The following is a 15,042-nucleotide window of genomic DNA, read 5'->3' on the forward strand; positions in this document are numbered from 1 at the left end:
AATGCGATGGCGGTAGAACTGAGTCATTTACGCGATCAAATTGATGCGGTAGATAAACAAATGTTGGATCTTTTATCTCAGCGACTGCACTTGGTTGAACAAGTCGGTGAAGTAAAAAGTGCCCATGGATTGCCTATTTACGATCCAAGTCGAGAAGCTGCTATGTTAGCATCAAGACGACAAGAAGCTGAAAATAAAGGGGTCCCGCCATCCTTAATTGAAGATATCTTACGCCGGACAATGCGTGAATCTTATAGCAGTGAAAATGATTCAGGTTTCAAATGTTTAAAGCCAGAATTAAGACCTATTGTTATCGTTGGTGGCCACGGTCAACTTGGTGGTTTATTTGCTAAAATGTTTACTTTATCTGGTTACGAGGTTCGTATTCTTGGTAGTAAAGATTGGGATAACTCCGAGCTAATTTTAAAGGATGCAGGAATGGTCGTTGTTACTGTTCCAATTAACTTAACCGTTGATGTTATTCATAAGCTCTCTGGATTGTCTGAAGACTGTATTTTATGTGATTTGACATCAGTAAAGAAAAAGCCACTGCAAGCAATGATGGAGGTCCATAAAGGCCCTGTTGTTGGTTTACATCCAATGTTTGGACCTGATGTACCTAGTTTAGCCAAACAAGTTATTGTAATGTGCGATGGGCGTAATAAAGAAGATTACAGCTGGCTTAAACAACAGTTTGAAATTTGGGGAGCGATTGTTCGTGATATCTCAGCCTCAGAGCATGATCATGGCATGACGTTAATTCAAGCTTTACGTCACTTTACTTCTTTTGCTTATGGGCAGCATCTTGCTAAAGAAAACCCAGACATTGAACAGCTACTTAATCTAAGTTCACCAATTTATCGTTTAGAGTTATTAATGGTGGGCCGCTTGTTTGCTCAAGATCCTAATTTATACGCTGATATTATCCTTTCATCAGAAGACAATATTGATATGATAAAACGATTTCATCAGCGTTTTGGTGATGCAATCTCATTATTAGAACACCATAATCGTGAAGGTTTTATTGATAATTTTAAAGAAGTTGAGCATTGGTTTGGTGATTATGCTGAGCAGTTTTTAATTGAAAGTAAAGGCTTACTCAGACAGGCGAATGACTCTATTCATAGAGAACGAAGTTAATTAACAATAAAAAAGGTGAGCACTTGCTCACCTTTTTTGTTTGATGCTATTAATCTTTTATTGGGTTAACTGTTTTACTGTTTGTAACTCTGTTTTTACGGTGTTAATTGCTTCAACTTGCTCAATTGTGGGTTTTTGAGTAAGTTTTAGTTGTAATTTCACAACGTTGTTAATAATTTCGACCAGCGGTGTCCACTTAACGCTGCGCTCTTTTTCAAACAGACTTTCAAATTTTTCAGGTGTCCAATCAATAAATGATTGTGGATTGAGAACTCGCCCAAGGAAGCGTACTTCATAATGTAGGTGAGGGCCGGTTGAGTTGCCTGAATTGCCACAAGTTGCAATCAATTCTCCTTTCTTAACAAACTGACCCGAACGAACTTTAAATTTTTGTAAATGAGCATACATGGTCATGAAGCCAAAAGAATGCTGAACTTTTAATAAATTACCGTAGCCTTTTTTGCTTGCTCGAGCCAGTTCAACGACACCATCGGCAGGGGCATAAATTTCCGTGCCGCGCTTGCAAGTTAGATCTAACCCTAAATGACGTTGTCTTTTACCTGATATTGGATTTGTTCTTTTTCCAAAACTAGAAGAGTTACGAATAAAATCAAGTGGTGTGTCATTGGGGATTAAACGGAACATCGTGGCACGAACCGCAGAGTCAATGGCTGCGACATCTAAACGTTGTTCTAATGTTTTTTCTGCTAATAAATTTTCGTGTTCTGACAGCTCTTGAAGACCAAGAACGGATTCTACATCCTCAACTCTCTGACTAATCACTAAGAACTCATTTTCCTTAGCTTCAAGTTGTTGATTTAATTCGTGATTATTATTGTTATTTTCAATAATTAACTGATTAAGTTCATTGTTCTGTACTTGAAGTTGAGCGATAGCCAATTCAGAAGTTAGCTGTTTTTGGTAAAAATAGTGAAGACCAAAACCACTCAGAGAGAATGAACCTACCCCAAGTAGCAAAGATAAAATAACAAGATTTTTCCGTTTTTGGGAAATAGCGAAAAAGCGCGTTCCTTTGTTATGTGAAACGGAAATTCGAATTTTATCTGGCATAGGAATAAACTTATTTACTTTAGGTTAAGGTGGTTAACTCAGAGAGTTGGCGTAATAATAAATCACTATTTTCAACATTGAGTTCTACTAGACGTTTAAGGTGGCTAATACTATCAATATCTATGTGGCTTATACAGAGTCTTAGCGTGTTATCTGTTTTATTTATTAGTTTGCATTCAGCACTAATATTAATATCACTCTCATTTAGTGTGAATTGTACGTTAATCTCGTTTTTTTCTTTGATCTCTTCGCTATTTGCTAAATTGATAAGTAGTCCATGCAAGGATAAATCAACTAAAGTCCCTTTCCATTGTTTATCATCTTGTTGAAGAGTGATGTTTGCTTGGTACACGACACGTGAGAATTTACGCCGTTCAATCATAATATGATCCTTATATTATAAGTTTAATCCCTAAGTATGATATCTGGTTTGCGGTAAGTCTAATAAAAAGGCCGCTTTAATGCGGCCCTTATGATAAGTATCAAATAATCGTTATTACTTATTTAGTCATACGCTTGTATTTAATACGATGAGGTTCAGCCGCTTGCGCGCCTAATGTTTTCTTAATCCAATCACTGTACTCAGTATAGTTACCTTCGAAGAAGTTCACTTGACCTTCATCACGATAATCTAGAATGTGAGTTGCAATACGGTCTAGGAACCAACGGTCATGCGAGATAACCATTGCACAACCAGGGAACTCAAGTAGAGCTTCTTCTAGTGCACGTAGTGTTTCAACATCCAAGTCATTGGTAGGTTCATCGAGTAGTAATACGTTACCGCCTGTTTTAAGCAGCTTCGCTAAGTGAACACGGTTGCGTTCACCACCAGACAGATCGCCAATGATTTTTTGTTGATCATTGCCTTTGAAGTTAAAACGAGAGCAGTATGCACGCGCTGGGATTTCAAAGTTATTGATCTTGATGATATCAGCGCCTTCAGAGATCTCTTGGAAAACCGTTTTAGTGTCGTCCATAGAATCACGGAACTGGTCAACAGATGCGAGTTTAACCGTTTCACCTAACTCAATTGTGCCTGAGTCAGGTGTTTCAGCACCACTTAACATTTTGAACAGTGTTGATTTACCTGCACCATTGGCACCGATAATACCTACGATAGCCCCTTTTGGCATACTGAATGATAAATCATCAATCAGAACACGATCACCAAACGATTTAGTTAGGTTGTTCACTTCAAGAACTTTGTCACCTAAACGCTCACCTGGCGGAATGAACAGTTCGTTTGTTTCATTACGTTTTTGGTGATCTGTATTTTGCAGTTCTTCAAAACGAGCCATACGCGCTTTAGATTTCGCTTGGCGACCTTTAGGATTTTGACGAACCCATTCAAGTTCTTTCTCAATCGTTTTTTGACGAGCGTTCTCTTTTGATGCTTCTTGTTTTAGACGGTCGTCTTTTTGCTCAAGCCAAGAAGTATAGTTACCTTCCCATGGAATGCCTTCACCACGGTCAAGCTCAAGGATCCAACCTGCTGCATTATCAAGGAAATAACGGTCGTGGGTAATCGCTACAACAGTTCCTGAATAATCAACAAGGAAGTGCTCAAGCCAAGCAACAGATTCAGCATCAAGGTGGTTGGTAGGTTCATCAAGAAGCAACATATCTGGTTTTTCTAAAAGAAGACGACAGATAGCAACACGACGACGCTCACCACCAGATAGGAATTCAATTTTTGCATCCCACTCAGGAAGACGTAATGCATCCGCAGCACGCTCTAATGCATTCTCAAGGTTATGACCATCTTTTGCTTGAATAAGTGCTTCAAGTTCACCTTGCTCTTTCGCGAGTGCATCAAAATCAGCACCTTCTTCTGCGTAAGCCGCATAAACAGCATCTAAACGAGTTAGTGCACCTGCAACATCAGAAACCGCTTCTTCTACGATTTCACGTACTGTTTTTGATTCATCAAGTACAGGCTCTTGTGGTAGGTAGCCGACATTCAATCCAGCTTGTGGACGAGCTTCACCATCAATATCGGTATCTAAACCTGCCATGATGCGAAGTAATGTTGATTTACCTGAACCATTTAGGCCAAGAACACCAATTTTTGCACCAGGGAAGAAGCTAAGAGAAATGTCTTTGAGGATTTGTCTTTTAGGAGGAACAATTTTGCTCACTCGTGACATTGTATATACGTATTCAGCCATAATCACTTATTAGAGTAGGTTAACGGAAATATCATTTTACTATTTATGATGCATAGTTTAACACTCATTCTAGCAGTTACTAGGGTAATATAAGTAGTGAAAGGAAGAAATGAGATGCTTATTTACGCTCATATCAGTACGTCTGTAAAAAAAGGTTGGAAGGTTAGGTGCTTAAAAAATCAATTAAATATACACAACATAAGTTAGGAATGATGGCTGCGTTGTGCATTGGGCTGAGTGTACACACCGTAGAAGCATTATCGATAGATGAATCACGCATTGAGTATCAAGAAGCAAAGGAGTTGCTAAAGGATAAAAAATTTGATCAGTATGAGGTAGTGAAAGCCAATTTAAAGGATTACCCACTTGCACCATATTTAGATTATCGTCAGTTGCGGATGGATCTTAGCTCAAAGACGCCTGATGATATTCGATTGTTTATACATAATAATCAAACGCTTCCTATTGGAAATTCATTGTCATATCAGTATTTAGTTGTATTAGGTTTGAATGAACGTTGGTCTGAATTTTTGGATTTTTTTCCTCAAGAGCCAAGCAGTACCAATTTGAAGTGTTATTTCTATCAAGCTAAAAATGAGATTGGTGATAAAGCGTTAGCTTGGAAGGGAGCGGAGCAGTTATGGCTTACGGGTAATTCTGTTACTTATGAGTGTGATGATTTATTTAAAGCTTGGTCTGATGCAGGAAAGTTAACGGATGACTTGATCATTGAACGTATGCTTCTTATGTATAAGGCTCGCAATAACACGCTATTTCCATACCTAGAAAAAATGTTGAAGTCAGATGAATCTAAAGCACAAGCTAAAGAAATCGTTACGTTATTTAATGATCCTGATTTATTACTGTCTTTTTCTAACAAGAATAAACCTTCTGATTTTACTAAAAAATTAACGCTGATCGCGATGGATAGAGAAGGGCGTATTAATCCAGAAAAAGCGATTGATATGTTACCTGCTATTGTAAAAAAACAAAACTATTCTAAAGACGAACAAGTGAAGATTACGCATCGAATTGTCAGTAGTATTATGTCGACAAATTCAGATGAATTAGCACAATGGCGAGATGCCCAACTTGAAAACCATCCTAAAGATTCGTTTATTGAACGTAGGATCCGTGTTGCTATTCGGGCCGCTGATTGGAATGATGTTGATAAATGGATTGGTTACTTAAGTCCTGAAAGTAAAGCGTCATTACGTTGGCAATTCTGGATAGCTCGCATCGACAGCGAAAACGGTGAGCAGACTAAAGCTGATGAACGATTAAGAAAACTATTGGGGCAACGTAATTTTTATAGTGTCGCTGCTGCTAATATTTTAGGAGAGCCAATTCAGTATCCAATGGACGTAGCGCCTAAAAATATTAAACCAGTAAAGGATAAATATAAGGTCGAACTTGCACGTATTAAAGAGCTGATAGCTATTGATGAGATCCCAACAGCGAAAAGCGAGTGGGAATATTTACTTAATAGGGCATCTAAAAAGGAGGTGAAAGAGCTTGCGAGTTATGCGGCTCAGCATCGTTGGCATCACTTCACGGTACTCGCGACCATTAAAGGAAGAATGTGGGGATATTTAAGTTTACGTTTCCCTATTGCACATCAGTGGTGGTTTGGGCATTACAGTAAAGAACTTGGATTAGACAAAATTACGTTAATGTCTCTTTCTAGACAAGAAAGCGGTTTATATGCAGAAGCACAGTCTCCAGTTGGTGCACGTGGTTTAATGCAAATTATGCCAGCAACGGCAAAGTATACGGCGAAGAAGATTGATTATGACAAATATGAAGGGGTAGATAGCCTTAATGATGTCGATGTAAACATTCATATAGGTTCAAATTACCTGAAAGGATTGTTAGATGATTATGATGGTAACCGTATTTTTGCATTAGCCGGTTATAACGCAGGGCCTCATCGAGTGAAACGATGGAGAGCGGTATCGGATGAAAAATTAGACGCTTATGCTTTTATAGAAGCGATTCCATTTAAAGAAACCCGTGGTTATGTACAAAATATTTTGATGTTTGAAACCTACTATCGCAGTTTGTTAGGCGAAAAAGGCAGTTTCTTATCAGAGAAAGAACTGAATTTAGAGTATTAATTATTTCTGAATGATCATAAAGTAGGGGGCCTAAGTGTCCCCTTTTTTATTAGTGTAATGAGGAATTTATGTCAGGTTCAGCAAAATATTCAGATTGGTCACAGGTGATGACATTGATAGCGAATGCTGCAGAGCAAGATAAGCATCAATCTTTATTAACCATGTTGATGACGCCTGATGAACGTGAAGCATTAATTGCCCGAGTGAATATATGTCATGAGTTGCTACAAGGGGAGTTAAGCCAAAGACAAATTAGCCAGTTATTAGGGGTGGGAGTAGCAACGATCACTCGAGGCTCAAATGAATTAAAAAGCCATACTCAAGATGAAAAAGAATGGCTTATGGCGTTACTTCAAAAAAGCGCTCAGGATGAAGAAAAGGAATAAGAGCAAGAATCAGCGCTTGTTGATAGACTGAACTTCTTGTTAGTAGGTTATTGGTTAATAGACCAATAGCCCCTCCTTTTTGTTTAATATTATCAGTATTAAATTGTTCATCCATTACATCACCAAGCTCCTTTCCTTGATTTACTGCTGTAATCACAGCAGGAGGAAGAGGCAAGCTTGATGAACGAGACTCTCCCACTTGCTTAGTATTATCAATAATCATCCAAGCAAAAGTTGAATTTCCCTCTATACCAGCTTCTAAGCCTACATAATACTCAGCATTAGGATGTTGTATTTTTGCATTATTAACTCTATTTATAGCGCCTTGCTTCGTATCTATGCAACTCATCGGCTGCTCTGGTACGCCACTATCAACGGATACACCAATAAAGTTAAATACACTATCTGGAAACGCTTGATTGAACGCTGCTTCTACTGCACTAATCTTTGCTGGATTTAATGAACTAATAATAACATCCATACAATGCCTCATTATTAAGTTAAAGGGATTGTTGTTGGCGTTACATTTTCAATAGGGTAGCAACCAAGAACTTTTAGATATTGGGTGATAGAGGTCAGTTCTTCGATAGCAGCACTCATTGCATCTGATTTTAAATGTGCTTGTAGATCAATATAGAACATCTCTTCCCAAGGATTACCCATGATCGGGCGAGATTCTAATTTTGTCATATTAATTCCATATTTACGAAGAACTAATAGCGACTCTACTAACGAACCAGCATCTTGAGAGGTTGACATAATGAGCGTGGTTTTTGCTGGGATCTGTTCTGACACATCAACTGGCTTTCTTGCTACGACAATAAAGCGTGTTTGATTTTCTGTTTGGTTTGATATGTTGGTGATTAAAGATTGAAGGCCATACAGTTTACCACTATCAGAGTTACCTATAGCAGCCACTTCAGGTGAATTTAGCTCTTTCACTGTAATCATTGCATCAGCAGTACTTGCGCATGAAATAAGCTCTACATTATCTAAACGATTTAAAAACTCACTGCATTGTTCGTGCGGTTGTGGATGAGAGTAAAGTGTTTTAATCGATTCAAGAGAAGTTTCTGTGGTGGTTAATAAGCAATGATCTATCTGTTGAGTCAGTTCACCAACAATATATAAGCTAGTATGTTGCAGTAAATCATAAACTTGGTTTATTGAACCGGAGCTTGTGTTTTCAATTGGTAATACACCGTAATCAGCATGTCCTGATTCGACTGTTTTTATTACTTCTCTAAAATTTTCACAGCCTAATTCAGCAAGCTCAATGTTCTTTTTACTGAAGTAACGACGACTTGCTAAGTTTGAGTAAGAGCCTTTAGAGCCAAGATAGGCAACTCGTGCAATTGGTTTTCTGCTTAATTCAGGGTTTGCTAGATTTTGAAAGTACTCTTGTTGAAGTAGAACGGAGTCTTCAATAATGGTGTGAAACAGCTGAGTAATATAATAAGCATCAAGATCGAATGCCTTACCATTCTCTATTAGCTTAACCAATAATTGTTGTTCACGCTTTGGATCACGAACAGGCTTTGAGGTTTGAACTTTACTTTTAGCGACTTCAAGACTGAGTTTACGGCGCTCAGAAAAAAGAGTTAATAGCTCATTATCAAGCTCATTAAGGCGTAAACGGATCTCATCCAGAGAATAGCGGGTATCAGTCATGAATATGCAAACCTAGTAAATTAAGAGTTAATTCACAATAAGGAATCGATAAGTTTGCGTCAAGAAAAAACAGCGCTCAAATGAGCGCTGTTTCAGAAAATGTTTGAGTTGACGATGTAATTACTGTTCGTATTCCTCTTCTAAGTCAACTTCTGGCTCTTCAATTACAGGAGCTTGAGCGTGTGTTGCTCGACGAGCTTCGCCTTTATGCTGTAGCTTATCTAGTTGGCGTTCTAGTTTTTGGTACATCTCTCTAATTGCACCAAATAGATCTTCCTGTTCGGCTGATGCGGCAACTTTGCCACCAGCGATAGTCGCCTGTGCTTCTACCTTATGTTTACCATTTGCGCGTTTTGTAACGCTAGCGTGACGTCCAATAATGTCTAGGTTTCTTTTGTCTTCTAGTTTTTTAAACTTCCCTTCAATACGTTCACGGATGCCTGGAGTGATGTCGATGTTGTTACCAGTGATTTCTACTTTCATATTGATTTTCCTCTCTCTTGCCCCGTTTGGCATGTACTCAGATTACGGATCCAGAGTGAAAAATAAAGTGATCTAGATCACTATTCTTAATAGTGTTTCCAATTAGATATGTTGATGTGATCTCAAACAAGGCCTGAGAAATTATATTGAAAAAAAACTTGATGAATTGACCAAAGTAGGTAGATTGAAAGGGTTGATTGCTGAAAACATTCGTTTTTAGGGATTAAGTTCAACCTTTTGTTTCTAATGGTTATTTTTTAATCTTATCCGTTTTTTGAACTTGATCATATCCTTTGTTAAATATCAGACATAAAAAAACCGAGCCTTCTTTTAAGGTTCGGTTTTTTGTTTTCTAATTGATAAGTTACTGAGGATTCAAGGCAATAAGCTCTTCTGTACGAGCGATTGCATCTTCTAATTTCAATTCCTTATAAGCCGCTAACATAATGGTTAATGACTTTCTCGCAGCTTCAGTATCAGGGTAGGTTCGTTGCAATTCTTGGCTACGATTAATGGCTGAAATCCATGCCTCACGGCGAAGATAAAAATCAGCGGTTGCTAATTCATAATCAGCTAAGCGATTTTTCAAGGCAAACATGCGAGTCTGAGCATCTTCTGCATATAGACTATCAGGGTAGCGTTCTAATAAGCGTTTAAAATCTTTAAATGCCGCACGCGCAGGTTCTGGATCTCGATCTGAACGATCGACTCTAAATAAGTCATGCATAAAGCTACGATCTTGAGCCATATGCGTTAAGCCGCGCATGTATAAGACCCAGTCAGCTTTAGGGTGTGTTGGGTTTAGGCGGTTGAAGCGTTCTATGGTTGCTAACCCCAATGCAAGGTCATCATTTTTATAATATACATAGATAAGGTCAAGTTGCACTTGTTCAGAGTAAGCACCAAAAGGGTAACGAGAGTCGAGTGCTTCAAGGCGTTCAGTAGCGCTTGTCCAGTTACCAGCTTGCAGAGACTGTTGGGCTTGAGCGTATAATTCTGATGGTGGAATATCAGGGATAACATCATCACTGCTTGAGCAACCAACCAGTAAAGAGACGGCTAATAATGAAGAAAGTGTTAAGCGTTTCATGCTTGAAAATGATCCTTGACTAAAAAAACTGAAGTTATCCATTACGAAATGCGTCGTTAACAGATACAATGGTCGATAGTTTATTTCACTTACAGTGTTGATGATACCAAATATGATGTATTTGTTTGGTAATTAGTACCACTAATTTAAAAAAAGTTCGATATGGCACAACAAATAGAGTTAACAAGTACAGTAAAAGAAAGTCAATTAGGCCAGCGTTTAGACCAAGCTGCAGCAGAGTTGTTTTCTGATTTTTCTCGTTCACGCATTAAAGAATGGCTACTAGCGGGTAAAATAACCGTTAATGGTGAAGTGATCACTAAAGCTCGTTTAAAAATGATGGGCGGTGAAGAGATCACAGTTAAAGCAGAATTAGAAGATGAAGAGCGTTGGTTAGCTCAAGACATTCCGCTTGATATTGTTTATGAAGATGATGATTTATTAGTTATCAATAAACCTCGTGATTTTGTGGTTCATCCAGGTGCTGGTACACCAGATGGCACAGTATTAAATGCGTTATTATTCCATTATCCAAACATTGCTGAGGTACCTCGTGCAGGTATTGTTCACCGTTTAGATAAAGATACGACTGGATTAATGGTTGTTGCGAAAACAGTTCCAGCTCAAACGCGTTTGGTTCGTGCGCTACAAAAACGTAAGATCACTCGTGAATACGAGGCGGTAGTATTAGGTCGTATGACGGCAGGCGGTATGATTGAAAAACCAATCGGACGTCACCCTCAAAAGCGTACGTTAATGGCAGTTCATGAATTAGGTAAAGATGCAGTAACACATTACCGTGTTGCTGAGCATTTCCGAATTCATACTCGTTTACGTTTACGTCTTGAAACAGGCCGTACTCACCAAATTCGTGTGCACATGTCTTATCTACAGCATCCACTCGTAGGCGATACTGCTTATGGTGGTCGTGCTCGTATCCCTAAAGGTGCGTCACAAGAGTTGATTGACATGATCCGAGGATTTGATCGTCAAGCACTTCATGCAGCAATGCTGCGTTTTGATCATCCAGTGACCGGTGAGGTTATGGAGTTTCATGCGCCAATCCCTGATGACATGATCGCTTTATCTCAAGCATTACGTGATGATGAGCGTTTATTGCATGAGGACGAGTATTAAATGTCGTTATTGTTACCACAATGGTCTGCTCCTAAAAATATTAACGTAGTTAGTACGACTCGTTTGAATGGTGTATCTAAAGCCCCATTTTCGAGTTTAAATTTAGGTGACCATGTTGGTGACAATCACAATGATGTTGTGCTCAATCGTGAAAAACTGATTACGTTGGCGCAGTTACCGACTGCACCAACGTGGTTAAATCAAATCCATTCGACAAAAGTCATTACTCTTCCTAATTCAGATTCAGTGAGCCCTCCTTCTGTTGATGCAGCATATACAAATACAGCGAATCAAGTATGTTGTGTCATGACAGCAGATTGTTTGCCTGTTGTAATTTGCAATAAAGAAGGAACAGAAGTAGCGGCAGCTCATGCCGGATGGCGCGGCCTTCTTGATGGTATTTTAGAAAATACAGTAAATCATTTTTCTTCTACTGAACTTGTTGCATGGTGTGGACCAGCCATTGGCCCTACAGCGTTTGAAGTTGGTGATGAAGTTAAACAACAATTTTGCGATAAAGATCCTCAAGCGATAAATGCGTTTACACCAAGTCATAACCATAATAAATGGTTAGCTAATTTAGAGCTACTTGCTACTCAGCGTCTACAGAGCGTCGGTGTTCAAGAGGTTTATTACTCAAATCTGTGTACTTATTCAAATACTGAACAATTTTTCTCTTATCGAAAAGAGGGAAAAACTGGTCGTCAAGCAACCTTAATTTGGTTTGAATAATCCTTTTTATTTCCTCTTCCATTAGTTGATTTCTCCAGCACTAAACCCCATTTAAGAAGTAATAGTTACTTACTTTTCTTCTCTAGGAGAGGGTTATGCGTTTAGATCGATTTACCAGTAAATTTCAAATCGCCATTTCAGATGCTCAGTCATTAGCATTGGGTCAAGATCATCAATATATCGAGCCAACTCATCTAATGGTTGCTCTCTTAAATCAAGATGGCAGCACAATTAGACCACTACTGACATTACTTAATATTGATGTAACCCAACTTCGTTCTAAGCTATCTGAAATTCTAGACAAAGCCCCAAAAGTCACAGGCATTGGTGGTGACGTACAATTGTCATCAAACATGGGCGTTATTTTTAATCTGTGTGACAAAATCGCTCAACAACGAAAAGATGCTTATATTTCATCTGAAATATTCATGCTTGCAGCTATCGAAGATAAAGGACCACTAGGTAATTTATTTAAAGAACTTGGGCTTACTGAAGCGAAGATCTCAAAATCTATTGATGAGATCCGTGGTGGTGAGAAAGTAAATGATCAAAATGCTGAAGAAAAACGCCAAGCATTAGAGAAATTTACTGTAGATCTTACTGAGCGAGCAGAGCAAGGCAAGCTTGATCCTGTTATTGGGCGTGATGATGAAATACGTAGGACAATTCAGGTTCTTCAAAGACGAACTAAAAACAACCCAGTCATTATTGGTCAGCCAGGTGTTGGCAAAACAGCCATTGTTGAAGGTTTAGCTCAACGCATTATTAATGGTGAAGTGCCTGAAGGGCTAAAGCATAAAAGAGTATTGTCTTTAGATATTGGCGCGCTAGTCGCTGGTGCTAAATTTCGCGGTGAATTTGAAGAGCGATTAAAAGCGGTTTTAAATGAGCTTGCAAAAGAAGAAGGTAATATCATCCTCTTTATTGATGAAGTTCATACCATGGTTGGTGCTGGTAAAGGTGAAGGCTCAATGGATGCTGGAAATATGCTTAAACCAGCTTTAGCTCGTGGTGATCTGCATTGCGTCGGTGCAACAACTCTTGATGAATATCGTCAATATATAGAGAAGGATCCAGCATTAGAGCGAAGATTCCAAAAGGTCTTAGTGGATGAGCCTACAGTAGAAGATACCATCGCTATCCTACGTGGATTGAAAGAGCGTTATGAAATTCATCATCACGTTGAAATTACCGATCCTGCAATTGTGGCAGCAGCGACATTGTCTCATCGCTATATATCTGACAGACAATTACCGGATAAGGCAATTGATTTGATCGATGAAGCCGCATCGAGTATTCGAATGGAAATCGATTCTAAGCCTGAATCACTAGATAAACTTGATCGTAAAATTATCCAGCTAAAAATAGAGCAACAAGCCTTAGTTAAAGAGAGTGATGATGCTAGCTTAAAACGTTTAGACTCATTAAATCTTGAATTAAGAGAGAAAGAGCGAGATTACTCTGAACTAGAAGAAGTTTGGAAAGCAGAAAAAGCAGCACTTTCTGGAACTCAGCATATAAAAACAGAGTTAGATACAGCAAGAAGCAATATGGACATAGCTCGACGTGCGGGCGATTTGAATCGTATGTCTGAATTGCAATATGGGCGTATTCCAGAGTTAGAAAAGCAATTGGATCTTGCCGCTCAAGCTGAAATGCAAGAGATGAGCTTATTAAAGAATAAAGTAACAGACAGTGAAATCGCAGAGGTTCTTTCTCGTCAAACTGGCATACCTGTTAATAAAATGCTTGAAGGGGAAAGAGATAAGCTATTAAAGATGGAAGGTGAGCTACATAAGCGAGTGATAGGGCAAGGAGAAGCGGTTGAAGCGGTATCCAATGCCATTCGACGCAGCCGAGCTGGGCTTTCTGATCCTAACCGTCCAATAGGGTCATTTTTATTTTTAGGCCCAACGGGTGTAGGTAAAACTGAACTTTGTAAATCATTAGCTAACTTCATGTTTGATAGTGAGGATGCCATGGTCCGCATTGATATGTCTGAATTTATGGAAAAACATTCAGTCGCTCGATTAGTTGGCGCTCCTCCAGGATATGTTGGATATGAAGAAGGTGGGTATTTAACTGAAGCGGTTAGACGTAAACCTTACTCGGTCTTATTACTTGATGAAGTAGAGAAAGCACATCCAGATGTATTCAATATACTTTTGCAAGTCTTGGATGATGGTCGACTCACTGATGGTCAAGGTCGAACGGTAGATTTTAAAAATACCGTGATCATTATGACCTCTAATTTAGGTTCAGATAAAATCCAGCAACATTTTGGAGAGCTAGATTATGAGGGAATTAAAGCGTTGGTAATGGAAGTTGTTGGCCAGCACTTTAGACCTGAGTTTTTAAATCGAGTTGATGAAACCGTTGTTTTCCATCCGTTAGGCCAAGAACATATTAAGAATATTGCCTCTATACAACTACAACGTTTGGAAAAACGATTAAATGAAAAAGATTACCAATTAGAGATTTCAAGCGATGCATTGAATTTAATTGCAGAAGCTGGATTTGATCCTGTTTATGGAGCAAGGCCATTAAAAAGAGCAATTCAAACTTATATAGAGAACCCTCTAGCTCAGGATATACTGAGTGGAAAACTAAGAACAGGCGAAGTGATTAAACTTAAAGTAAAGAATGAACAATTGATTACGACTCAAAATGACGACTTTTGATGCGTAAATAAGCAGTCTGAATTAAAAGTGACCACTTGAACGTGTTTTTAATGTTTTTCATCGAAAACAGTTGCATGAAATGAAAGACTCTCTATAATGCCGCCTCACTGACACGGAGTTGTTGAGTTAAATCAACAATAAGTAGTTAGTGAGGTTAGCTTAGTTATTTAGTTTAATTTTGTGCTTGACACATTATTTTAAATCACTATTATAACCGTCCGCTTCAAGAGAAAGTCGAAAGGCTTGAAATTTGAAGTTTGCTCTTTAAAAATTTGAAACCTATTAATCTGTGTGGGCACTTGTGAGTTGATAATCACTAGTTTGTTTTCACTTTTCGAAGTGATGATAAACAAAATAATCAATGAG

At 38.5% G+C, this 15,042-nt stretch carries 13 protein-coding genes; 6 read left to right on the forward strand and 7 right to left on the reverse strand.

Features of this window, described 5'->3' with window-relative positions; all coding sequences use genetic code 11:
- Positions 1–6: 6 nt before the first annotated feature.
- Positions 7–1,140, forward strand: coding sequence for a bifunctional chorismate mutase/prephenate dehydrogenase (gene tyrA / locus F8B77_RS16225; RefSeq protein ID WP_151656614.1), 1,134 nt, complete (start codon positions 7–9; stop codon positions 1,138–1,140).
- Between the two features lie 57 nt (positions 1,141–1,197).
- On the opposite strand, the gene F8B77_RS16230 is transcribed toward tyrA, so the two are convergent.
- From F8B77_RS16230 to ettA, 3 genes are all read right to left on the reverse strand, one after another.
- Positions 1,198–2,211: a M23 family metallopeptidase gene (locus F8B77_RS16230; RefSeq protein ID WP_151656616.1), complete on the reverse strand. Its 1,014-nt coding sequence runs from the start codon at positions 2,209–2,211 to the stop codon at positions 1,198–1,200.
- A gap of 19 nt (positions 2,212–2,230) precedes the next feature.
- Positions 2,231–2,593: a PilZ domain-containing protein gene (locus tag F8B77_RS16235; RefSeq protein ID WP_151656618.1), complete on the reverse strand. Its 363-nt coding sequence runs from the start codon at positions 2,591–2,593 to the stop codon at positions 2,231–2,233.
- A gap of 118 nt (positions 2,594–2,711) precedes the next feature.
- Entirely contained in the window at positions 2,712–4,379 is a 1,668-nt protein-coding gene (gene ettA, locus F8B77_RS16240) for an energy-dependent translational throttle protein EttA (protein WP_130044244.1), read from the reverse strand.
- Between the two features lie 167 nt (positions 4,380–4,546).
- On the opposite strand from ettA, the gene sltY reads away from it, so the two are divergent.
- Positions 4,547–6,496 carry a murein transglycosylase gene (gene sltY / locus F8B77_RS16245; protein ID WP_244298273.1) on the forward strand — a complete coding sequence of 650 codons (1,950 nt, stop codon included), beginning with the start codon at positions 4,547–4,549 and terminating at the stop codon, positions 6,494–6,496.
- A 68-nt stretch (positions 6,497–6,564) separates the two neighbouring features.
- Positions 6,565–6,882 carry a trp operon repressor gene (gene trpR / locus F8B77_RS16250; RefSeq protein WP_130044243.1) on the forward strand — a complete coding sequence of 106 codons (318 nt, stop codon included), beginning with the start codon at positions 6,565–6,567 and terminating at the stop codon, positions 6,880–6,882.
- Here the strand turns inward: trpR and yjjX are convergent.
- From yjjX to bamD, 4 genes are all read right to left on the reverse strand, one after another.
- A complete protein-coding gene (gene yjjX, locus F8B77_RS16255) occupies positions 6,836–7,363 on the reverse strand; it encodes an inosine/xanthosine triphosphatase (RefSeq protein ID WP_151656620.1) in 528 nt (175 codons plus the stop codon). The genes trpR and yjjX overlap by 47 nt on opposite strands.
- Positions 7,364–7,377: 14 nt before the next feature.
- Entirely contained in the window at positions 7,378–8,553 is a 1,176-nt protein-coding gene (pheA, locus tag F8B77_RS16260; protein ID WP_130044241.1) for a prephenate dehydratase, read from the reverse strand.
- Positions 8,554–8,673: 120 nt separating this feature from the next.
- Positions 8,674–9,036: a ribosome hibernation-promoting factor, HPF/YfiA family gene (hpf, locus tag F8B77_RS16265; protein WP_130044240.1), complete on the reverse strand. Its 363-nt coding sequence runs from the start codon at positions 9,034–9,036 to the stop codon at positions 8,674–8,676.
- A gap of 364 nt (positions 9,037–9,400) precedes the next feature.
- A complete protein-coding gene (gene bamD / locus F8B77_RS16270) occupies positions 9,401–10,126 on the reverse strand; it encodes an outer membrane protein assembly factor BamD (RefSeq protein WP_151656622.1) in 726 nt (241 codons plus the stop codon).
- A gap of 162 nt (positions 10,127–10,288) precedes the next feature.
- Here bamD and rluD point away from each other — a divergent pair, with 162 nt between their 5' ends.
- The 3 genes from rluD (at position 10,289) to clpB (ending at position 14,676) form a co-directional block, all read left to right on the forward strand.
- On the forward strand, positions 10,289–11,263 hold the full coding sequence (gene rluD, locus F8B77_RS16275) for a 23S rRNA pseudouridine(1911/1915/1917) synthase RluD (RefSeq protein WP_130044238.1): 975 nt from the start codon (positions 10,289–10,291) through the stop codon (positions 11,261–11,263).
- Positions 11,264–11,995 (forward strand): peptidoglycan editing factor PgeF, encoded by a 732-nt coding sequence (gene pgeF, locus F8B77_RS16280; RefSeq protein WP_151656624.1) that lies wholly within the window; start codon positions 11,264–11,266, stop codon positions 11,993–11,995. It abuts the gene before it with no gap.
- A gap of 95 nt (positions 11,996–12,090) precedes the next feature.
- On the forward strand, positions 12,091–14,676 hold the full coding sequence (gene clpB / locus F8B77_RS16285) for an ATP-dependent chaperone ClpB (RefSeq protein ID WP_151656626.1): 2,586 nt from the start codon (positions 12,091–12,093) through the stop codon (positions 14,674–14,676).
- Positions 14,677–15,042 lie beyond the last annotated feature (366 nt).

Source organism: Aliivibrio finisterrensis (genome assembly GCF_008933155.1).
Taxonomy (GTDB): domain Bacteria; phylum Pseudomonadota; class Gammaproteobacteria; order Enterobacterales; family Vibrionaceae; genus Aliivibrio; species Aliivibrio finisterrensis.